22 protein-coding genes are annotated in these 18,354 nt (G+C 64.5%); 11 read left to right on the top strand and 11 right to left on the bottom strand.

Annotated features, from left to right (window positions below):
• Positions 1-50: 50 nt before the first annotated feature.
• Complete coding sequence (locus AWB76_RS16355; RefSeq protein ID WP_061161187.1) at positions 51-1,106, bottom strand: AI-2E family transporter; 1,056 nt, start codon at positions 1,104-1,106, stop codon at positions 51-53.
• Positions 1,107-1,363: 257 nt separating this feature from the next.
• On the opposite strand from AWB76_RS16355, the gene rarD reads away from it, so the two are divergent.
• On the top strand, positions 1,364-2,239 hold the full coding sequence (gene rarD / locus AWB76_RS16350) for an EamA family transporter RarD (RefSeq protein ID WP_061161316.1): 876 nt from the start codon (positions 1,364-1,366) through the stop codon (positions 2,237-2,239).
• A gap of 4 nt (positions 2,240-2,243) precedes the next feature.
• Here the strand turns inward: rarD and AWB76_RS16345 are convergent, their stop codons facing one another.
• Together AWB76_RS16345 and AWB76_RS16340 are read right to left on the bottom strand one after the other, a co-directional pair.
• A complete protein-coding gene (locus AWB76_RS16345) occupies positions 2,244-3,239 on the bottom strand; it encodes an aldo/keto reductase (RefSeq protein ID WP_061161186.1) in 996 nt (331 codons plus the stop codon).
• Between the two features lie 40 nt (positions 3,240-3,279).
• Positions 3,280-4,671, bottom strand: coding sequence for a DHA2 family efflux MFS transporter permease subunit (locus AWB76_RS16340; protein ID WP_061161185.1), 1,392 nt, complete (start codon positions 4,669-4,671; stop codon positions 3,280-3,282).
• A 154-nt stretch (positions 4,672-4,825) separates the two neighbouring features.
• Here AWB76_RS16340 and AWB76_RS16335 point away from each other — a divergent pair, with 154 nt between their 5' ends.
• Together AWB76_RS16335 and AWB76_RS16330 are read left to right on the top strand one after the other, a co-directional pair.
• Positions 4,826-5,686 carry a LysR family transcriptional regulator gene (locus tag AWB76_RS16335; RefSeq protein WP_061161184.1) on the top strand — a complete coding sequence of 287 codons (861 nt, stop codon included), beginning with the start codon at positions 4,826-4,828 and terminating at the stop codon, positions 5,684-5,686.
• Positions 5,687-5,800: 114 nt separating this feature from the next.
• Entirely contained in the window at positions 5,801-7,459 is a 1,659-nt protein-coding gene (locus AWB76_RS16330; protein ID WP_096031310.1) for a tannase/feruloyl esterase family alpha/beta hydrolase, read from the top strand.
• Between the two features lie 12 nt (positions 7,460-7,471).
• Here the strand turns inward: AWB76_RS16330 and AWB76_RS16325 are convergent, their stop codons facing one another.
• On the bottom strand, positions 7,472-7,870 hold the full coding sequence (locus AWB76_RS16325; RefSeq protein ID WP_061161182.1) for a DUF2917 domain-containing protein: 399 nt from the start codon (positions 7,868-7,870) through the stop codon (positions 7,472-7,474).
• A 279-nt stretch (positions 7,871-8,149) separates the two neighbouring features.
• On the opposite strand from AWB76_RS16325, the gene AWB76_RS16320 reads away from it, so the two are divergent.
• The 4 genes from AWB76_RS16320 to AWB76_RS16305 all read left to right on the top strand — a co-directional run bounded on the left by AWB76_RS16320 (position 8,150) and on the right by AWB76_RS16305 (position 11,925).
• Positions 8,150-8,503, top strand: a complete 354-nt coding sequence (locus AWB76_RS16320) for a YciI family protein (RefSeq protein ID WP_061161181.1) — start codon at positions 8,150-8,152, stop codon at positions 8,501-8,503.
• A gap of 73 nt (positions 8,504-8,576) precedes the next feature.
• Positions 8,577-8,975 carry a VOC family protein gene (locus AWB76_RS16315; protein WP_061161180.1) on the top strand — a complete coding sequence of 133 codons (399 nt, stop codon included), beginning with the start codon at positions 8,577-8,579 and terminating at the stop codon, positions 8,973-8,975.
• Complete coding sequence (locus tag AWB76_RS16310) at positions 8,972-10,273, top strand: RNA polymerase sigma factor (RefSeq protein ID WP_061161179.1); 1,302 nt, start codon at positions 8,972-8,974, stop codon at positions 10,271-10,273. The genes AWB76_RS16315 and AWB76_RS16310 overlap by 4 nt, the downstream gene beginning before the upstream one ends.
• Before the next feature lie 266 nt (positions 10,274-10,539).
• The gene (locus tag AWB76_RS16305; RefSeq protein WP_061161178.1) at positions 10,540-11,925 is read left to right on the top strand and encodes a glycosyltransferase family 9 protein; all 1,386 of its coding nucleotides are present in this window, start codon (positions 10,540-10,542) and stop codon (positions 11,923-11,925) included.
• An 18-nt stretch (positions 11,926-11,943) separates the two neighbouring features.
• Here the strand turns inward: AWB76_RS16305 and AWB76_RS16300 are convergent, their stop codons facing one another.
• Together AWB76_RS16300 and AWB76_RS16295 are read right to left on the bottom strand one after the other, a co-directional pair.
• On the bottom strand, positions 11,944-12,450 hold the full coding sequence (locus AWB76_RS16300) for a CBS domain-containing protein (RefSeq protein WP_061161177.1): 507 nt from the start codon (positions 12,448-12,450) through the stop codon (positions 11,944-11,946).
• Between the two features lie 56 nt (positions 12,451-12,506).
• Positions 12,507-12,824 (bottom strand): TFIIB-type zinc ribbon-containing protein, encoded by a 318-nt coding sequence (locus tag AWB76_RS16295; RefSeq protein WP_061161176.1) that lies wholly within the window; start codon positions 12,822-12,824, stop codon positions 12,507-12,509.
• A gap of 267 nt (positions 12,825-13,091) precedes the next feature.
• Here AWB76_RS16295 and AWB76_RS16290 point away from each other — a divergent pair, with 267 nt between their 5' ends.
• From AWB76_RS16290 to AWB76_RS16280, 3 genes are all read left to right on the top strand, one after another.
• On the top strand, positions 13,092-13,790 hold the full coding sequence (locus AWB76_RS16290; protein ID WP_061161315.1) for a carbonic anhydrase: 699 nt from the start codon (positions 13,092-13,094) through the stop codon (positions 13,788-13,790).
• A 148-nt stretch (positions 13,791-13,938) separates the two neighbouring features.
• Complete coding sequence (locus tag AWB76_RS16285) at positions 13,939-14,163, top strand: FmdB family zinc ribbon protein (RefSeq protein ID WP_061161175.1); 225 nt, start codon at positions 13,939-13,941, stop codon at positions 14,161-14,163.
• Positions 14,164-14,378: 215 nt separating this feature from the next.
• Positions 14,379-14,654, top strand: a complete 276-nt coding sequence (locus AWB76_RS16280) for a DUF1488 family protein (RefSeq protein WP_061161174.1) — start codon at positions 14,379-14,381, stop codon at positions 14,652-14,654.
• Positions 14,655-14,693: 39 nt separating this feature from the next.
• Here AWB76_RS16280 and AWB76_RS16275 read toward each other — a convergent pair whose 3' ends face one another.
• Complete coding sequence (locus AWB76_RS16275; RefSeq protein WP_061161173.1) at positions 14,694-15,149, bottom strand: response regulator; 456 nt, start codon at positions 15,147-15,149, stop codon at positions 14,694-14,696.
• 89 nt (positions 15,150-15,238) lie between these two features.
• The gene (locus AWB76_RS41830; protein WP_061161172.1) at positions 15,239-15,703 is read right to left on the bottom strand and encodes an ElaB/YgaM/YqjD family protein; all 465 of its coding nucleotides are present in this window, start codon (positions 15,701-15,703) and stop codon (positions 15,239-15,241) included.
• 364 nt (positions 15,704-16,067) lie between these two features.
• On the opposite strand from AWB76_RS41830, the gene AWB76_RS16265 reads away from it, so the two are divergent.
• Positions 16,068-17,018 (top strand): DMT family transporter, encoded by a 951-nt coding sequence (locus tag AWB76_RS16265; RefSeq protein WP_061161171.1) that lies wholly within the window; start codon positions 16,068-16,070, stop codon positions 17,016-17,018.
• Positions 17,019-17,023: 5 nt separating this feature from the next.
• Here the strand turns inward: AWB76_RS16265 and AWB76_RS16260 are convergent, their stop codons facing one another.
• From AWB76_RS16260 to AWB76_RS16250, 3 genes are all read right to left on the bottom strand, one after another.
• Positions 17,024-17,557: a cupin gene (locus AWB76_RS16260; RefSeq protein WP_208606577.1), complete on the bottom strand. Its 534-nt coding sequence runs from the start codon at positions 17,555-17,557 to the stop codon at positions 17,024-17,026.
• A 76-nt stretch (positions 17,558-17,633) separates the two neighbouring features.
• Positions 17,634-17,888: a hypothetical protein gene (locus AWB76_RS16255; RefSeq protein ID WP_244173384.1), complete on the bottom strand. Its 255-nt coding sequence runs from the start codon at positions 17,886-17,888 to the stop codon at positions 17,634-17,636.
• A 30-nt stretch (positions 17,889-17,918) separates the two neighbouring features.
• On the bottom strand, positions 17,919-18,257 hold the full coding sequence (locus tag AWB76_RS16250) for a hypothetical protein (RefSeq protein ID WP_061161168.1): 339 nt from the start codon (positions 18,255-18,257) through the stop codon (positions 17,919-17,921).
• Positions 18,258-18,354 lie beyond the last annotated feature (97 nt).

Here is an 18,354-nt window from a genome sequence, read left to right as displayed (position 1 = left end):
GATGCTTCAAACAAAAAACCGGCTCTGAGTCAGAGCCGGTTTTTTTGCGGCTACTGCTTGGCCGCCTCATCCTGCGAAAACAAATCCCAGCTCGCCATAAAAAGCGCCGCGACCAACGGCCCGATAACAAACCCGTTGATCCCGAACAGCGCCATCCCGCCGAGCGTCGAAATGAGCACAACCCAGTCGGGCATTTTTGTATCCTTGCCGACGAGAATCGGCCGCAGCACATTATCGACGAGTCCGATCACCACCACGCAAAACCCGACCAGAATCAGTCCCTTGACGATTGCGCCCGTCATGAAGAAATAAATCGCCGCTGGCGCCCACACGATCGCCGCGCCAACCGCCGGCAAGAGCGACAAAAACGCCATCAGCACGCCCCACAGCAACGAGCCGCTGATACCGAGAATCCAGAAAATCAGTCCGCCGAGCAGACCCTGCACCGCGGCCACTGCGATATTCCCTTTAACCGTCGCGCGCACCACCGTGGTGAACTTCGCGATCAGATGCTGCTTCGGTTCGGGATCGAGCGGAATCGCGCGCCGGATGCGCCGGCCGATCTCGCCGCCATCGCGCAAGAGAAAGAACACCAGATAGAGCATCACGCCGAAGCTCACGACGAACTGGAACGTGTTCTGCCCGATCGACAGCGCCTGCGCCGCCGCGAACTGGCTGATCTGCGACGCGCCTTCCATCAGTTTGTGCTGCACGCCGCCGATGTCGTCGAGCCCGTATCGCCCGAGCAGTTGCTGCACCGACGCCGGCAGCGCGTGCAGCACATGCTGAAAGTACAGCCCGAAGTTCAGATCGCCGCTCTTGATCCGCGCATAGACGAGGGCGATTTCCTGCACGAGCGTCACCGCGACGATCGCGAGCGGAATGATGACGATGAGAATCGCGGCGGCCAGCGTCGTCAGTGCGGCGAGATTGCGGCGCTTGCCGAAGCGCGCGGCGAGGTAACGCTGCATCGGCTGGAACAGGATCGCGAGAATCGCGCCCCAGAAGATCGCGCCGAAAAACGGCAACAACACCCACGCGAGCGCGAGCGTCACCGCGCACAGCAAGATATGGAAAAAATTTTGGTGGACGGTTTGGTTATTCATTAGCGACCAGGAAAGCGGCAAAAGAACGAGCACAGAAGCGAACAGAAGGGCGTTCGCGATCAGAGTTCGAGCAAGAATCCGTCCAAGGGTTCGACACGAATCCGCCAATCGTGCGATCGCCGCTGGAGCCGAAGCTCGCGCGTCGTCTAAAATCCGGCTTCCAATCCTTGCGGATCGCTTTCCGGCCGACGGAAAAGCAGCGCGGGCGAACGAGCCGATCGTTCGTGCGCGCGCCGGTCCGCTCTACGCATCGAAACATGAATCCAGGCGTCGTCTACGCATTCGCGGCCTTTGCCATCTGGGGCCTTTTTCCGATTTACTTCAAGGCCTTGCATTCGATCGGCGCGGTCGAGATGCTCGCGCACCGCATGGCGTGGTCGATGGTCTTTCTGCTCATCGTCATGACCGCGCGCCGTCAGTGGGCGTGGCTCGGCCCCGTCTTGCGCGACAAGCGCCTGCTCGCACGCTTCGCGGCGAGCGCTGTGCTGCTGTCGGCGAACTGGGGCATCTATATCTGGGCGGTGAACGACGGACGCATCGTCGAGGCGAGTCTCGGCTACTTCATCAATCCGCTCGTCAACGTGCTGTTCGGGATGGCGTTTCTGCACGAACGGCTGCGGCCCGTGCAATGGCTCGCGGTGACCATCGCCGCGGCGGGCGTCGCGTGGTTGACGTGGGTGAACGGCGCGCCGCCGTGGATCAGTCTCGCGCTCGCGCTGACGTTCGGCGGCTACGGGCTATTGCGCAAGACCGCGTCGCTCGGCGCGCTCGAAGGGCTGACGCTCGAAACCATGTTGCTCTGTCCCGTCGCGCTGCTCTATCTCTTTTTCCTGAATTCGCACGGCGGCAGCGGCTTCGAGCATGCGTCGATCGGCGTGAAGCTGCTGCTCGCGGCGGCGGGGCCCGTGACCGCCGTGCCGCTGCTCTTGTTCGCGGCGGGCGCGCGACGCATTCCGCTTTCGATGCTCGGGCTCATCCAGTACATCACGCCGTCGCTGCAATTGCTGATCGGCGTCGTGATCTATCAGGAATTCTTCGGGCACGATCAGTTGATCGGCTATGGCGCGATCTGGGCCGCGCTCGCGATCTACTCGCTCGAAAGCGTGTATCGCGCACGCGCGGCCCGCGTCTGACGGATCAGCGCAACGCGTCGCCGAAGCGATAGTCGACCGTCGCTTCGTCGAGCTTCGCCTTGATTTCCGGATCGATCGGCTGATCGACGGCCGCGAGCGTCTCGTTGAGCTGATCCGGCCTGCTCGCGCCGATGATCGCCGACGTCACCGCCGGATTCGCCAGCACCCACGCGAGCGCCGTGCTCGCGAGCGAGCGTCCGCTCGGCGCGACGATCTGATTGATCGCTTCGATGGTGTGAAACTCGCGCTCGTGCCAGTAGCGCTGCGTGTACATCGCGCCAGCCTTGCCGACGGAGCCGGTGAAGCGTCCTTCGCTCGGCGCCGCGTCGAAGCGATGCTTGCCCGTCAGCAATCCGCCCGCGAGCGGGTTGTACGGAATGACCGCGAGGCCTTCCTCGGTCGCGAGCGGCAGCAACTCCCGCTCGATCTGGCGAAAGAGCAGGTTGTAGCGCGGCTGCACCGAAACGAAGCGCGCGGCGCGCAGCACGTCGGAACGGCCGAGCGCGCGCGCAAGCCGGTACGCCAGATAATTCGATACGCCGATATAACGCGCCTTGCCTTGCCGCACGATGGTATCGAGCGCTTCGACCATCTCGTCGAGCGGCGTGTCGTGATCGTCGTTGTGAAGCTGATACAGGTCGACGTAATCCGTGCCCAGCCGCTTGAGCGATGCATCGATCGCATCGAGCAGATGCTTCCTCGATGCGCCCTTGTTCCACGCGAGCGGCCCCATTTCATGCACGGCCTTGGTCGCGAGAATGTAGTTGTCGCGCCGGCCCTTGAGCCAGCGGCCGACGATTTCCTCGGTGCGGCCCGCGAGATCGTGCCCGCTGCCGAGCGGATAAACGTTCGCCGTGTCGATGAAATTGACGCCCGCGTCCGCCGCGCGGTCCATGATGCTGCGCGACACGTCTTCCTCGGTTTGCAGGCCGAAGGTCATCGTGCCGAGCGTCAGACGCGAAACGGTGAAACCGGTATTGCCGAATTTGCGGTATTGCACGGTTGCACTCCAGAAATCGGTTGGACGGACAGGATACCGGCTATGCCGCGGGCTTGCCGGCTCCAGCCGGCGCGGCGCTGACCGGCGCGTCATCGAGGCGGCGGAACACGACGCCCGACAGCAACGTGACGACGCCCATGCACACGAAGCTCAACTTGAAACCGGTCGTCGTGGAGAACGGCCCCTGGAACAACTGCACGAGCGATCCGCCGATCGAGACGCCCAGGCCGATCGCGAGCATCTGCACCATCGAGAAGAGGCTGTTGCCGCTGCCCGCATCCTTGCTCGACAGGCCTTTCAACGTGACGCTGTTCATCGCCGCGAACTGCATCGAGTTGCACGCGCCGAACACGGCGAGAATCGCGATTTCGACGGCGAGCGGCAACGTCGGCGAAAAGAGCGCGAACGCGACGATCGACCCGCCCACGAGCGCGGTGTTCACGAGCAGGAACATGTCGTAGCCGTAACGCTTCACGAGCTGCGCGATCCAGCGCTTGCTGATCGTGCCGGCGATGGCGATCGGCAGCATCATCAAGCCGGAATGCAGCGGGCTGTAGCCGAGCTCGAGCTGCATCAGCAGCGGCAGCAGAAACGGCACGGCGCTCGATCCGATGCGGCACAACAAATTGCCGATCAGCCCGACGCTGAAGTTCGGCTCGCGAAAAAGCCCGAGATGAAAGAGCGGATTGCGCTTGTGGCGCGCATATGGAACATAGGCGAACGCCGACACGGCCGCGAGCACGAAGAGCGCCGCCGATGCCGCGCCGCGATGCGTCTCCACGGGACAATCGAGTGCGAGCGAGAACGACACCATGCACATCGACAGCAATCCGCAGCCGACGAAATCGAAGGGCGGGGCGTTGTGCACCGTGTCGTTCGGCAGAAAGCGCTGCACCGCGTAGAGGCCGACCGCGCCGATCGGCACGTTGATGAGGAAGATCCAGTGCCATGTGAACGACTCGACGAACCATCCGCCGAGCGTCGGGCCGAGAATGGGGCCGACCTGGCCGGCGACGGAAATCATCGCGAGCGCGGAAACGTAGGCCTCGCCGGACACGGCGCGCAATATGGCGAGACGGCCGATCGGCAGCAGCATCGAGCCGCCGACGCCTTGCAGCACGCGCGCGAGCACCAGTTGATTCACCGAATGCGCGCTCGCGCAGGCAAGCGAGCCGATCACGAAGAGGGAAATCGACACCTGATAGACGCGCCGCGTGCCGAAGCGATCCGCGAGCCAGCCGGAGGCGGGCGTCAGCAGGGCCATTGTGAGCGTGTAGGCGACGACGATCGACTGCATCGCGAGCGGCGCGGCGTGCAGGCTTCGCGCGATGGAAGGCAGCGCCGTGTTGACGATCGTCGTGTCGAGCGCCTGCATGAAAAAGCCCACGGCGACGATCCAGAGCAATGCCGTGTGCGGAGAACTTTTGGTCATGTGGGAAACGGGAGAGCGGAACGACCGCGGGACGAAGAAAGCTGTTTGAAAACAGGCCCGTTGCGCGATATGTGAAATGTTAATGACTTACGGCGTCATCGGGAAGACCGCTAACCACATTGACTGTCATCGATGTTACCGATGACAATAGCGCATGCTCAATCCAGTCTGGCTGACCACCTTCGCGACCGTGGCCGCGTCGCACAGCTTTACCGACGCGGGGCGCCAGCTCGGCCTGCGGCAATCGAGCGTGTCCGAGCATATTCGCCGCCTGGAGGAGAGCGTCGGCCGGCGGCTTTTCGTGCGCGACACGCATTCACTCGCGCTCACCGCCGACGGCGAAGCGATGCTCGTCCACGCCCGCGTGATTCTCGAAGCGATGGCGCACGCGCAGTCGCAGTTCAGCTCGCCGCGGCTGCGCGGGCGCGTGCGGCTGGGCTCATCGGACGATATCGCGCTCGGGCCGCTGCCGAGCGTGCTCGCGGCTTTTCGGGACACGCATCCGGATGTGGAGCTGGAAATCACCATCGGCATGACCGGCCGCCTTTATCAGATGGTCGATGCCGGCGAACTCGATCTCGCGGTCGGCAAGCGCCGACTCGGCGATGCGCGCGGCATGCGGCTTTTCTCCGGGCGGCTGGAATGGCTCGCGAAGCCGGGCACCGTCGTCGATACGAACGAGCCGCTGCCGCTGATTCTCGTGTCGGAACCGAGCGTCACGCGCGGCGTCGTGCTCGATTCGCTCGCCATGTCGGGTGCGAGCTGGCAGATGGTCTGCACGAGCAGCAGCCACGCGGGCTGCATCGCGGCGGCGCGCGGCGGGCTCGGGCTGACCGTGCGTTCGCATTTTCTCGCGGCGCGCGGACTGGCGCCGCCCGTGAACCGCGCGGACTTGCCGGCGTTGCCCGAAGTGGAGTTCATCGCGTTCGGCGCCAAACATCTGAGCCGTCCGGCCGAAACCTTGCTACAGCTTCTGGAGAACAGCGACCTGCGCGGCGAGTGGGACGGCGAATGAACCACGCGGCGCGAAGAAGCCGGTTGTGCCGCTGCAACGGCCGGCAGACCCGGATGGCTATCTCAAAACTGTTCTTATATATTGTGCGGCGTTTGAAGCAGCCACTTTAAAGACGTGTTTCGCGCCTTCCGCCTTCTTTCTTCCGATGTGTTCCTGATCCGTGCGCTCCTCGCGGTGATCGCGCTCGCGGCCTTTTCGCACGCCCACGCGGCCGCCTACGTGACGAAGCACTGCGACGACCTCGAAGGCAAGACCGTGCCCGCGTCGATCATCGGTTTGCCGACGCGCGGCGCGACGATCGTTTCCGCGTGGGTCGTGAAGGCGGCCGCGCCCGGCAACCGCAACGGCGAATATTGCCGCATCACCGGCTTCATCAAGGCGCTGCTGGATACGACGCCCGATATCCGCTTCGAAGTGAATCTGCCGAGCCGCTGGAACGGCCGCGCGCTGCAGATGGGCGGAGGCGGCTACAACGGCACCATCGTGTCCGGCACCGAGCCGATGTCCTTCGCGCCCGATTCGACGCCGCTCGCGCGCGGCTACGCCACTTTCGGCTCCGATTCGGGCCACGTCGGCAACTCGGGACGCGCGGACTTCGCGGTGAACGACGAAGCGATCATCAACTTCGGCTTCGGACATCTCAAAAAGACTCGCGACGTCGCGCTGGCGCTGATCCAGATGGGCTACGGGCGCGCGCCCGAAAAAACCTACTTCGCGGGCGGCTCGACGGGCGGCCGCGAAGGCTTCACCGTGATCGAGCGCTTTCCGAACGACTACGACGGCGTCATCGCCAACGCGCCGGCCATCAACTTTTCCGGCGTGCGGCTGATGGGCGTGCTGGTCGGGCAGGCGTCGTATGCGAAGCCGGGCGGCTTCGTCGGGCTCGCGCAGCAGCGGCGCGTGTTCGAGACCGTCGTGCGCGAGTGCGACCGGCTCGACGGCGCGGCGGACGGCATCGTCAGCAATGTCGAGGCGTGCAGGAAGCTGGAGCCGCAGATCATCGCGTCGCTGCGTTGCGCGAACGGGCAGCGTCCGTCCTTGCGCGACAGTTGTCTGTCGGACGCGCAGATCGATACGCTGGAAACGCTGCGCGACGGCGTCAGCCTGCCGTATCCGCTCGCCTATGACGTCGATACGTATCCCGGCTACAACGTGTTTCAGGGCGTGGACTTTTCCGGCACGCTCGGTCTCGGCGATTCGCCGACGCTGTTGAACCCGCCGACTTTCGCCGCCAATGGCTATCTCTTCGCGCAGGGCGACGCGTATGTCCGCTACTTCGTCACGCGCGATCTCGCGTTCAACTCGCTCACGCTCGACCTCGACAATCCCGGCCGCTTCAGGCAGCGCCTTACGACGCTCGCGTACACCGTCGGCGCGATGAACCCGGACTTCTCCGCGTTCATCGCGCACGGCGGCAAGCTCATCGCGATGCACGGCCTCGCCGACGAAGTCATCAGCCCGAACCAGACGATCGCGTTCTATCACGGATTGATCGACCGATACGGGCAGGACAGCGTCGATTCGTTCATGCGGCTCTACATGGTGCCGGGATTCCAGCACGGCAACGGCGTGTTCGTCCCCGCGTGGGACGAACTCGGCGCGCTCGACGAATGGGTGAGCAAGGGCGTCGCGCCGGAAACGCTCATCGGCAGCGACATCGCGCCCGCCACCAACGGACGCACGCGGCCGATATGCCGTTATCCGAACTATCCGCGCTATCTGGGCCACGGCAACATCAACGTCGCGGCGAACTTCCGCTGCGTCGAGCCTTGAGCATGGGCGCCGTCAAAGCGCGCTCGCGTGCTGGTTCGTCGTGCGCGGCCAGCACCGCGCGAGCCAGCGCGACACGAAACCACGCCGCGTGCAGCGATATGAAGTCAGCGACACCTCGATCGTCTGATCGCTCTCCGACGTGAGCCACACGCGCTCGCCGCGCGACAGACGCACGACATCGCCGGGCTTCAGCCAGTAATCGTACGGATCGCGATGACGCGTGAGCCATACGGACGCATCGCCGATGCGCAGATCGGCGTCGCGCGTAAGCCGCCACGACACCATCTGATGCGGATGCACATCCAGATAGACCACGACGCGCGCGCCCGATGCGCCCGATACGCCGAGGCGCCCCGATGCCACGCCGTGGCCGGCGCCATGACGCGCTAGAACCTGCGATACCTCTTCCATCTCTGCTCTCCATGATGTGAGCCGAAGACGGAAACCTTGCACGCAAAAACAAGAAGGCCCCGTCTTGCGGCGGGGCCTTCGGAATTTGTTTGCTTGCCTGTTTCGCTAGCGCACACGCTGTCCCGATGACCCGCCACAGATGGCGTTCATACGGTTTTTAATCGCGGCGATGGAGAAAAGGATGGCTGCGTGCATGTGTCGCAGTATCGATGGGCGCGTTCGTGTTTGTCAATATCGAGATAGACTGGAGCGCATCAAAAAAACACTCGGAGGCTTGTCGTGGCTTATCTGTTACTCGTCGTCGAACCGGTCGAACAGCGCAGCCGGCGCACGGAGGAAGAGGGGCGCGAGGCGTATCGGCAGATGGGGGAATTCGCCGAAGGACTGAAGGCGCGCGGCGTGCTGCGCGCGGTGGAATCGCTGACGTCGATGAAGGATGCGGCGCGCGTCAGCGCATCGAACGGCGATGCGCGCGTCATCGACGGACCGTTCGCCGAGGCGAAGGAAATGATCGGCGGCTTCTTCCTGATCGATTGCGAAACGCACGCGGAAGCCGTCGCGATCGCGGCGCAATGTCCGGCGGCGAAGTGGTGCACGATCGAAGTCCGCAAAGTCGGACCTTGCTATACCTGAAATCGTTGTCGATTTTCGCGCGCGCCATTCGTCGTGATACTGAAAACAGCGCTCAACTCCGGAGACCACCGTCATGCACAAGCAGATTTTCGTGAACCTGCCGGTTCGAGACCTCAAGCGCTCGATGACCTTCTTCAAGGCGCTGGGCCTCGGTTTCGATCCCGCATTCACGAACGATGACGCCGCGTGCCTCGTCATCGGCGACAACATCTACGCGATGCTGCTCGTCGAAACGTTCTTTCAGACGTTCACTGAAAAGCCGATCGCCGATGCGCACACGAGCACCGAAGCGCTCGTGTGCCTGTCGTGCGAGAGCAGGGCGGAGGTCGACGATCTGGTCGCGAAAGCCGTCGCCGCGGGCGGACGCGCGCCGCGCGAGCCGCAGGATCACGGCTTCATGTACGGCCACGGCTTCGAGGATCTCGACGGTCATATCTGGGAACTCGTGCACATGAATCCGGAAGCGGCGTGAGCGAGGGCAACGACGAGAACACTGCCGACGATGCCGCGCGCCGCGCCATCGATGCGGTGTGGCGGATCGAGTCGGCGAAGGTGATCGCGAGCGTGGCGCGCATCGTGCGCGACGTCGCGCTCGCCGAGGAGCTGGCGCAGGACGCGTTCGTGGCCGCGCTGGAACACTGGAGCCAACCGGGCGTGGGCGTGCCCGAGAAGCCGGGAGCGTGGCTCATGACGACAGCGAAGAACAAGGCGCTCGACCGTCTGCGGCAGCACGCGCTGCACGCGCGCAAGCACGAGGAATACGGCCGCGATCTCGACGCGCAGGAAGCGCACATCACGCCCGATTTCGTCGATGCGCTCGACGCCGCGCGCGAAGACGACATCGGCGACGATCTGCTTCGGCTCATTTTTACGGCGTGCCATCCGGTGCTGTCCGTCGATGCACGCGCCGCGCTCACGCTGCGGCTGATCGGCGGACTCACGACCGACGAGATCGCGCGCGCGTTTCTCGTGCCGGAGCCGACGATCGCGCAGCGCATCGTGCGGGCGAAGCGCACGTTGTCGGCGGCCCGCGTGCCGTTCGAAGTGCCGAAAGCCGACGCGCGCGCCGCGCGTCTCGGTTCGGTGCTCGAAGTCATCTATCTGATTTTCAACGAAGGTTATTCGGCGACCACCGGCGACGACTGGATGCGTCCCGCGTTGTGCGAGGACGCGCTCCGGCTCGGGCGCATTCTCGCCGAACTGACGCCGGACGAGAGCGAGGTTCACGGGCTCGTCGCGTTGATGGAGATTCAGGCGTCGAGGATGAAGGCGCGCGTCGATCGGGATGGCCGCCCGGTGCTGTTGCCGGATCAGGATCGCAGCCGTTGGGATCCGCTTCTGATCCGGCGCGGGCTGGCGGCGTTGAAGCGCTCGGAGTCGCTCAACGGTGCACGCGGCGTGTACGCGTTGCAGGCGGCGCTCGCGGCGTGTCATGCGCGCGCGCCGAGCGCCGCCGATACCGACTGGCGGATGATCGTCGCGCTCTACGACGCGCTGATGCAAACCGCGCCAACGCCGGTCGTCGAGCTGAATCGCGCGGTCGCGGTGAGCATGGCGTACGGGCCGGAAGCGGCGCTGCCGATCGTCGACACGCTCGCCGATACGCCCGCGCTCAGGAGCTATCACTGGCTGCCGAGCGTGCGCGCGGATCTGCTGGCGAGGCTCGGGCGCAAGGACGAGGCGCGCGCGGAGTTCGAGCGTGCGGCGTCGCTTGCGAAGAATGCGCGGGAGCGCGAGTTTCTGCTGCAGCGGGCCGGGGCGATGGAGTGAGGCCTCATTGCTCCGAGATGAATTTACGATTTAACATAAGATAAATTATCGAATTTTAATTAGGCAGATAACGTTCGATTTGTTTCGAGACGATCCGTCCTGACATCTATACTCGAACGAGACACATCACGACTATTTCAAAAACTGTCGCTTTATTAAAACATTAATCAACAAACGGCAACATTCGTGAAAATGTCGCCATTTTGCCGCGCGCGCGTTGAATAGCCCCACGCAATAATGCCGTTCCGTAAATCGATGCCCATTCCATGATCGACCACTACGACCAGATTCTCCCGAAGCTCTACGCAGGCGAAATCGAAGAATGCTTTCGCTTCCTGGACGAGCGCGCCGCCACCGATGGAAACACGCCCGACTACCTGCATTGGCGCGCGCTGGCGCATCTGCGCGGCGGCGAATTTCTGCGCACGGTGGACCTCGGCTGGCAGATCACGCGCACGTCGAACACATTCGGCTTCCAGCTGCACAGCTTGTGCGACGCGTGCGCGCATCTCGGGTTGAAGGAAGTCGCGCTGGGTATTCTCGACTACGTGTATCACAAGCCCGACTATCCGCGGCTCCACGCCTTTTTGTGGAATATCTACGGCTGCCATTACCTCGGCGAGGATCAGCGCGTTCTGGACCTGCAGGCAGATAACGTCCCCGAGCATTCGGCGTACGTCCTCGGTCATCATCAGGGACGCAGCGCGATGAGGCTCAACGGCATCGCGAATGGCGTCGAACTGTTTCACCGCTATTGGTCGTCGCCGGAAGCGCGGCGCGTGCTGTTTCCCCATGTCGACGTCGAGCATTACTGGTGCGGACAACGCGTCTTGCCGGCGCATCTGACGCTCAGGTCGATCGCGTCGGGCCACGGCGACCACGTCAACTGGGTGCGCTACGCCGGCGCACTGCAGGCGCTGGGCGTGCAGATTGCATTCGACGACGCCTCCGACCGCATCTATCGCTTCGCGATGCCCGAAGCCGACACGGCCCGGGACGCCGAAGCCCTGCGTGCGGCCGGTTTCGTCGTGGCGCCGGACGGCGCGTTGTGGACCGAGCCGTTCGCCCTCTTCACGTCGCTGTTTCCGGCGATCGGTTACGCGCCGTCGGCACGTTATATCGAGCCGATCGACACCGGCGCCGTCGATGGGATCGTCGGCGAGATCCGCCGGCGCGCGGCCGGACGGCGTTGCGTCGGCATTTTCTGGTCGTCGTGCGAATCGGCGAACAACTTCGCCAACCGCAGTCTCACCCTGCCCGATCTCGTCCCGCTCTTCGACAACACGCCCGACATCCATTGGGTCATCATGCAACGCGGATTCGAGCGCAACCGCTGGCTGAACGATGCGCGCGCGCAAGACTACGAGCGCTTCAGCACGCTGTCTGACGACATGACGCTGGCACAAAGTTCGAGCCTCATCGACCGCCTCGACGCATTCGTCGGCAACGACGGCGGCCTGACTCACATCGCGGGCGCGCTCGGCAAGCCGTGCTTCCTGTTCCTCAATCAGGTGGCGGAATGGCGTTACGAGCAGGACCCGCATCGCACGCCGTGGTATCCGTCGATGCGTCTCGTCCGCGCCCGCCGGCTCGGCGACTGGGCCGATGTCGTGCGCAATCTGCAACGCGCCCTCACCGCCGGCGCGCACTGAACCGGACGGCGCCGCCGGTCAGACGAAGCGCGCCTCGAGCGTCTGCGGAATCGGCATGCGCCGCGTCAGCGCGCACGTGGGCGTGTCGGGCTGCGGCCCGCGCACGTAGCTTTCCAGCTGATCGATGGCGAACTGCTGTTCCTCGATCAGATGCCGCACCATGTCGCCGATCGAAATCAGGCCGAGCAGCCTGCCGCCCTCGATCACCGGCAGATGACGGATGCGCTGCCGCGTCATGAGCGTCATGCACTCGTCGGTGTTCGTCCTGAGACTCACGGACATCACGGGCGCGGTCATGATTTCGCATACCGTGGTCGTGCGCGAAGCCTTGTCCTGAAGGATCACCTTGCGCGCATAGTCGCGCTCGGTGACGATGCCGCACACCGTATCGCCCACCATCACGACGAGCGCGCCCCCTTCCGCCCGCGACATCAGCGCGACCGCTTCGTACACGCTCGCCTCCGCGTCGATGGTGTGAACCGTCGTGTCGATCTTCGCTTTCAGCACCTGCTTCACCGTCGCCATTTGCCTTCTCCGTTGCTGTTTTCGTGGAAAACTGCCGATGCTTCCTGCGCTCGCGCTCAATCGAAATCGAAGAGATCGCCGAGAAAGGAATTCTTGCGACGTGGATGCTCGCGCTTGCCGCGCGAATCGCCATAGTGATAACCGTCGTGCCGCGGCATGCGGCGCTCGCGATCCTTGTCGTGGCCGCGTTCGTGCCAGTCGTCTCGTTCGTCCGCCTGCGCCTCGGCGGCCGATGCCTGCGCCGCGCGGCGGATGATCTGATCGAGCTCGCCGCGGTCGAGCCACACGCCGCGGCACTGCGGGCAATAGTCGATCTCGATGCCTTCGCGCACGGTCATCAGCAGTTCCGTGGCGGGACATACCGGGCATTTCATGTTGATTCCTTTCTGTTTGCTTTCGATGAAAGTAATGTAAAGGAAGGCTCGACATCGAAAAATGCGAGTTTTTGAGGGTTCGGGTTCGAAAAAACCGAAGTAAAGCGCGCGTGTCGATGGTCGGCGTTGCGTCCGCCGATACGCGGCATTCCCGGAACACGCGTCGCGGCCGTCCGCCGCCCACTTGCGATATATCTGAAAACCCCGCAAGCTTTTGGCTTGACGCGGCGCGTGGGCGCGTCGAAACCGCACACCAAAGGCGACACCATGTCCGACAAATCGATGAGCGAAGAACGCAACGGCGCCGACACACCCGATCTCCTGTATCTGCTGCAAGGCGCCGACGATTTCAGCCGCTTCGTATTCCCCGACAGCGAAGCGCTTTTCAAGAGCCTCGCGCGCCAGCAGACGCCGCACACGCTCTTCATCACGTGCGCGGACTCGCGCGTGTCGCCGGAGATGATCACGCAGACGCGTCCCGGCGAGCTTTTCGTGTGCCGCAACATCGGCAATATCGTGCCGGCTTATGGCGAGATGCTCGGCGGCGTGTCGGCGGTAGTCGAATATGCGGTGCTCGCGCTCAACGTCCGGCAGATCGTGATCTGCGGACACTCGGACTGCGGCGCGATGAAAGGTCTCGCGTCGGGCGCGACCATCGCCGATGAAATGCCGACCGTGCACGCCTGGCTGCGCAATGCCGAAGCCGCGCGCAGCGTCGTGATGGCGAGAAAGCTGGAAGAAGAGCGCATCGTTCAGGCGATGGTCGAGGAAAACATCCGCCTGCAGTTGACGCACCTGCGCACGCACCCGGCGGTCGCGGGCCGGCTCGCGCTCGGCAAGCTGCAGGTGCAGGGCTGGGTGTACGACATCGGGCGGGGCAAGGTGTCGGTCTTCGACGACGCCGACAGCAAGTTCGAGTCGCTCGAAGAAGCGCGTCTGCGCATGCTGCGCAAGGACGCGCGCTGAGTTCGCGACGCCCTTCCCTGATGAGGATTCAATCCGCGCCGCCGCGCGGACGAAACGCCTCGTTCATCGCGCTGACCGGAACGAAACGGGCGCGCGCCACGCTTGTTACACTGACCGGACGAGCCTTCTTTCTTCGAGCGAGAACGTCATGCCTGTCTACGATTACGAATGTGCGGATTGCGGCGCATTCGAAGCCGTCCGCCGCATCGCCGAGCGCGACGATCCCGCCGTCTGTCCGCAATGCGGCGCGACGGCCGGACGCGTGACGATCGGCGCGCCGACCGTGGGCGGCGCGAATTCATCCGCGGGCGGCGGCGATGAAGCCGGCAGCTACGGCATGTCCCATCGCGGCGGCTGTCTCTGCTGCCGTTGAACGCACCGCGGCGTCACGCGCTCGGGCACGGCCATTGCGAAGGACACCCCCACGCACGTCTCGCGAATCGCGGGCGTATCATGCAAGACGACGGCGCGCGGCGCGTGCAAGGCCGCACGCGGTCGAGGGCATCGCCATCGCGGGCTGCTTGCTGTTGCAGGTTTCGCGATGATCGCGCTTAACGTGTTCCGAACGAATAACAGGAGGTGATAAGGATGACGATAGAGTTCAGCGGGCGCCGTCATGTCGTGGCGGCAGCGCGTGTCGCTTTCGAGGCGAACGTGGACGGCCGCGAGGTGTGGTGCAGCATTTCCCTCGATGCGCTCAACGATCATTTCGGCAATAGCGGGACGTCGTCGCACGATCTCCTCTCCGCGTTCGAAGGCGGACGCATGCAAATCGAAGACGCGGCGCGGCGCACGCTCGAGCGCAACGGCGGCCAGTCGGTCGAACTGGAAACCAACGATTTCAAGGCTTCCCGGGCGGTGTAAGCCTCAAGCAACGGGCGGCGGCGCAATGCGCCGCCCGCATCAGTGAGCATAGAAGCACTTCAAGACGTCGAACATCCACCAGACCGGGCAAGGCGTTCGGCAAAAGCCGTCGTAGCCGGCCGCATGCAGCGCATCGCGCGGGTCGCGCCCGGCATCGGCGGCCAGCGCGATCAGCAACTCCACCACGTTAGCCGGCCGATCGACAGTCAGCACCTCGCGCAGCGTGCGTGCGAGCGCGTGGTCGTGCGCATCGCCGATGAGCGTATCGACGAACAGCACCTGCGGCCGCCACTTGTGCACGAACTGCAAGGCGGCGGCCGCATCGCCGATCTGTACCGCCTCGAAACCGCGCATCGCGAGCAGCAGCGCGAACGAATCGCCGACGTTCGATTCCGAGTGCACGATCATCACGCGCCGCGGACCGGCGAGCGCCAGGGTCAGCGGATTCCATATTTCGCACCGGTCGGTGCAGAGATCGTACGATCGTTCTTCCATATCGGTCCGGCACGGCGATAAGCTCATGCCGACACCGCAAATCCAGCAAGGTTGAGGCCCGCTTGCGCCACATGCGGACCCGGTGGCTTTCAACGCGCAGCCAGCAACCCGACGATCAGTCCGCCGAGCGCCGCAAAGGTGATCGCTTTCCAGGGGTTGTCGTGCACATAGTCGTCGGTGCCCTCCTTTGCTTGCCGATACTGCGCCGCAATCGCATCCTGCGCGCCCGCCAGCACGTCGCGCGCGCGCCGCGGGGCGGGCCGCGACGGATGGTACTGGCTGCCTTGTCCCAACGCCCTCGTGGCGGCGGGCTGCGCGAGGACCGTGGGACTGTCGCCGCCTTCGAGCACGCTGCCATGCACGTGGTACGGCGCATAGTGCGCGGGGCGATGCGCGCCACCCGGCGTGAGCGGCGTCACGCTTGCGCCCTGCGCGTGCGCCATGCCGGGCGCGAGCGCCGCATCCATCGCGCTTGTCACGGATCGGCGCGCGAGCGGCGGGTCGCCGTTCGGCAACGACTGCATCGTCGATGCGCTGCCATTTACCTTGTCCATGCTTGTTCTCCGGTTGACTGCGTCCGCCGCACTGCAATAAACACCGCTCATCTTCCAAGGATGATGCAAGCGTCGCACCGAACGGTCCCGCCGGCAAGCCGCGCGCAGGCGCTTATCCGAGCCGTGCGGCGCTTGGCAATTTTTCTCACATACCGGTGAGAATTGCTCGTTTGCCGTTGCATGGAGCGCGCCGCTACGATGCCCGGCATAGAGCGCAATCGAGTGTTGTCCAGAAAAAGCGGAAACAAGCGGAAGGAAGCCGCGCCCGCAGCGCCGCATCTTTCGTTTCACGCCAGCCCGAAACGTCGGCCTGGCGCACGCCGATACGATGGTTTCGCTCTCTCACTTCTAATGCGAAGCCGCCATGAATCCCGTCAATCTCGCTCAACTGTTCATTCTCGCCGCGCTATGGGGCGGCTCGTTCCTGTTCATCCGCGTCGGCGTGGCCGATCTCGGCGTCGCGCCGCTGATGGCGTTGCGCGTGGGCATCGGCGCGACTTTTCTGCTTTTGATGCTCGCGCTGCGCGGCAAGGCGCGCCCCGCCTTCGCGACGATGCGCGAGCGCGCCTGGCCGCTTCTCGTCGTGGGCGTGCTCAATTCGGCGGCGCCGTTTTGTCTCTTCGCCTATGCGGAGCTGACGCTCTCGGCGGGCGTGACGTCCGTCATCAACGCGACGACGCCGCTCTGGGGCGCGATCGTCGCCTATCTGTGGCTCAACGATCGTCTGACGCGCATGCGGGTGGCGGGCCTTGCGATCGGCTTCGCGGGCGTGCTCGCGCTCGTGTGGGACCAGATGTTCGCGCACGATGCGAGCGCCGTTTCCTTCTCGCCGATGGCAACCGCATTGGCCGCGCTCGCCGCGCTGGCCGCATCGGCGTCTTACGGCGTCGCGGCGAGCTACACGAAGAGGCATCTGATGGGCGTCGATTCGCTGACGGTCGCGGCCGGCACGATGAGCGCCGCGACACTCGTGCTCCTGCCCTTCGCGCTCGTCTTCTGGCCGTCAGGCGCGGTCTCGCTTCACGCGTGGGGCGCGGTGCTCGGCCTCGGCGTCGCATGCACGGGTCTCGCGTACATGATGTTCTTCCATCTCATCTCGGTGGCCGGACCCGCGCGCGCGATCACGGTCACGTTTTTGATCCCGATCTTCGGGATTCTGTGGGGCGCGCTCTTTCTCGCCGAACGGGTATCGGCGGGCATGGCGGCGGCATGCGCGATCGTGCTGATCGGCACGGCGCTCGCGACGGGCGTCGTCAAGCGCGTACCGCTGTTCGGCGCGCGCCGTGCGCAATGTGCGAAGGAAAGTAAAGCCTGATCAGGCTAGTGCCAGTGACGCGCGAGCGCTCCGTCCTCGCCGGCAACGGGATCGCTGCGCGGAAACGGCAGCGCTTCCATCGCGATGCGCTCCTGCTCGCTGATCGCGTCACGGCGGATATCCCATTGTTGCCCGGGCGGATACGCGCCGACCACCTGAAAGCGCCGCCCTGCCGTCAGCAGACAATGGCCGGTGCCGGCGGGCAGGACGAGCACATCGCCCGCGCTGACCGCGATCACGCGGCCATGCGGGCCGCCGAGTATCACTTCGGCGTCGCCTGAAGCGATGCCGAGCGCCTCGTGCGCGGTCGAATGGAAGTGGTGATAGTCGAAGACGCTGTCGCGCCATTGCGGCGGCCAGCCGTTCTGCGCGAACAGCGCTTCGAAACGGTTGGCGCAATCGCCGGCTTTCGAATCGATCGCGCCGCGCCAGACGAGCACCGGCAGGCGCGTATTGTTCGGCACCCAGCCGTTCTCCGGCAGCATGAAATGCTCGCAGCGGGCCTTTTGCGACATCAAGCTTACGGTTTGATCAGCCATGTTGCGCGTTCTCCGAATGAGTCAGAGAAAGCGCAGCAACGGGCGTTCCAGTGCGCTCGACGCGCGCATCAATGTATCAATGGCCGTGCCAGTGACCGCCGCCGCCCGAAAAGCCGATACCGAGCGACACCGATGGCGCCGCGTAATATCCCGGCCCATATGCGTAACCATAGGCCGGCGCGTAGCCATACACCGGCGCGGGCGCGGGTGCATAGCCGTAAGGCGGCGCATAGACGCAGCCACCGAGTCCCGCCGCCGCCACCAGCGCGACAGGCACGATCAGCGACCGCGCGAGGCGCGCCCTGATTCGAGTTCGAGTTGAATTTGTCATGATGATGCCCCGCTCTCGCGTGTTTCGCGCTTACCAGTGGCGATAGCCGTAATAGCCGCCGTGATGCGCGTACCAGTCGCGGCGGCCCCAGTAACGATATCCATCCCAATACCGGTCGCCATGCCAGCCCACGACGACGACGGGCGCAGGCGCGACGACGACCGGCGCCGGCTGATACACGACGGGCGGAGGCGGCGGAGGCGGCGGTGCTAGATACACGGGCGCAGGCGCTGCATACACCGGCGCCGCATAGACGGGCGCCACGGGAACCCCGAGATTGATGCCGACGCTCACGCGTGCCATCGCGGCTTCGCAGGCGAGCCCCGCCGACAGCGCGATACCGATCCCGACCAAACCCTTGACGTTCATTTCTTCCTCTTCTGAGAACTGAGCTGAGAACCGAGAAGGCCGGCATGAGGACCGCGATGCGATCCTGGATTCATATGCAGCCATGGATCCATGTTAG

The organism is Caballeronia temeraria (assembly GCF_001544795.2).
Lineage (GTDB): Bacteria > Pseudomonadota > Gammaproteobacteria > Burkholderiales > Burkholderiaceae > Caballeronia > Caballeronia temeraria.
This window is presented reverse-complemented; position numbering and strand designations above follow the sequence as displayed.

Excerpts from the sequence above, each read along its gene's own strand:
- AWB76_RS16355 (WP_061161187.1), bottom strand. The coding sequence starts at position 1,106 with ATGAATAACCAAACCGTCCACCAAAATTTTTTCCATATCTTGCTGTGC.
- rarD (WP_061161316.1), top strand. The coding sequence starts at position 1,364 with ATGAATCCAGGCGTCGTCTACGCATTCGCGGCCTTTGCCATCTGGGGC.
- AWB76_RS16340 (WP_061161185.1), bottom strand. The coding sequence starts at position 4,671 with ATGACCAAAAGTTCTCCGCACACGGCATTGCTCTGGATCGTCGCCGTG.
- AWB76_RS16335 (WP_061161184.1), top strand. The coding sequence starts at position 4,826 with ATGCTCAATCCAGTCTGGCTGACCACCTTCGCGACCGTGGCCGCGTCG.
- AWB76_RS16325 (WP_061161182.1), bottom strand. The coding sequence starts at position 7,870 with ATGGAAGAGGTATCGCAGGTTCTAGCGCGTCATGGCGCCGGCCACGGC.
- AWB76_RS16315 (WP_061161180.1), top strand. The coding sequence starts at position 8,577 with ATGCACAAGCAGATTTTCGTGAACCTGCCGGTTCGAGACCTCAAGCGC.
- AWB76_RS16305 (WP_061161178.1), top strand. The coding sequence starts at position 10,540 with ATGATCGACCACTACGACCAGATTCTCCCGAAGCTCTACGCAGGCGAA.
- AWB76_RS16300 (WP_061161177.1), bottom strand. The coding sequence starts at position 12,450 with ATGGCGACGGTGAAGCAGGTGCTGAAAGCGAAGATCGACACGACGGTT.
- AWB76_RS16295 (WP_061161176.1), bottom strand. The coding sequence starts at position 12,824 with ATGAAATGCCCGGTATGTCCCGCCACGGAACTGCTGATGACCGTGCGC.
- AWB76_RS16290 (WP_061161315.1), top strand. The coding sequence starts at position 13,092 with ATGTCCGACAAATCGATGAGCGAAGAACGCAACGGCGCCGACACACCC.
- AWB76_RS16285 (WP_061161175.1), top strand. The coding sequence starts at position 13,939 with ATGCCTGTCTACGATTACGAATGTGCGGATTGCGGCGCATTCGAAGCC.
- AWB76_RS16280 (WP_061161174.1), top strand. The coding sequence starts at position 14,379 with ATGACGATAGAGTTCAGCGGGCGCCGTCATGTCGTGGCGGCAGCGCGT.
- AWB76_RS16275 (WP_061161173.1), bottom strand. The coding sequence starts at position 15,149 with ATGGAAGAACGATCGTACGATCTCTGCACCGACCGGTGCGAAATATGG.
- AWB76_RS41830 (WP_061161172.1), bottom strand. The coding sequence starts at position 15,703 with ATGGACAAGGTAAATGGCAGCGCATCGACGATGCAGTCGTTGCCGAAC.
- AWB76_RS16265 (WP_061161171.1), top strand. The coding sequence starts at position 16,068 with ATGAATCCCGTCAATCTCGCTCAACTGTTCATTCTCGCCGCGCTATGG.
- AWB76_RS16260 (WP_208606577.1), bottom strand. The coding sequence starts at position 17,557 with ATGGCTGATCAAACCGTAAGCTTGATGTCGCAAAAGGCCCGCTGCGAG.
- AWB76_RS16255 (WP_244173384.1), bottom strand. The coding sequence starts at position 17,888 with ATGACAAATTCAACTCGAACTCGAATCAGGGCGCGCCTCGCGCGGTCG.
- AWB76_RS16250 (WP_061161168.1), bottom strand. The coding sequence starts at position 18,257 with ATGAACGTCAAGGGTTTGGTCGGGATCGGTATCGCGCTGTCGGCGGGG.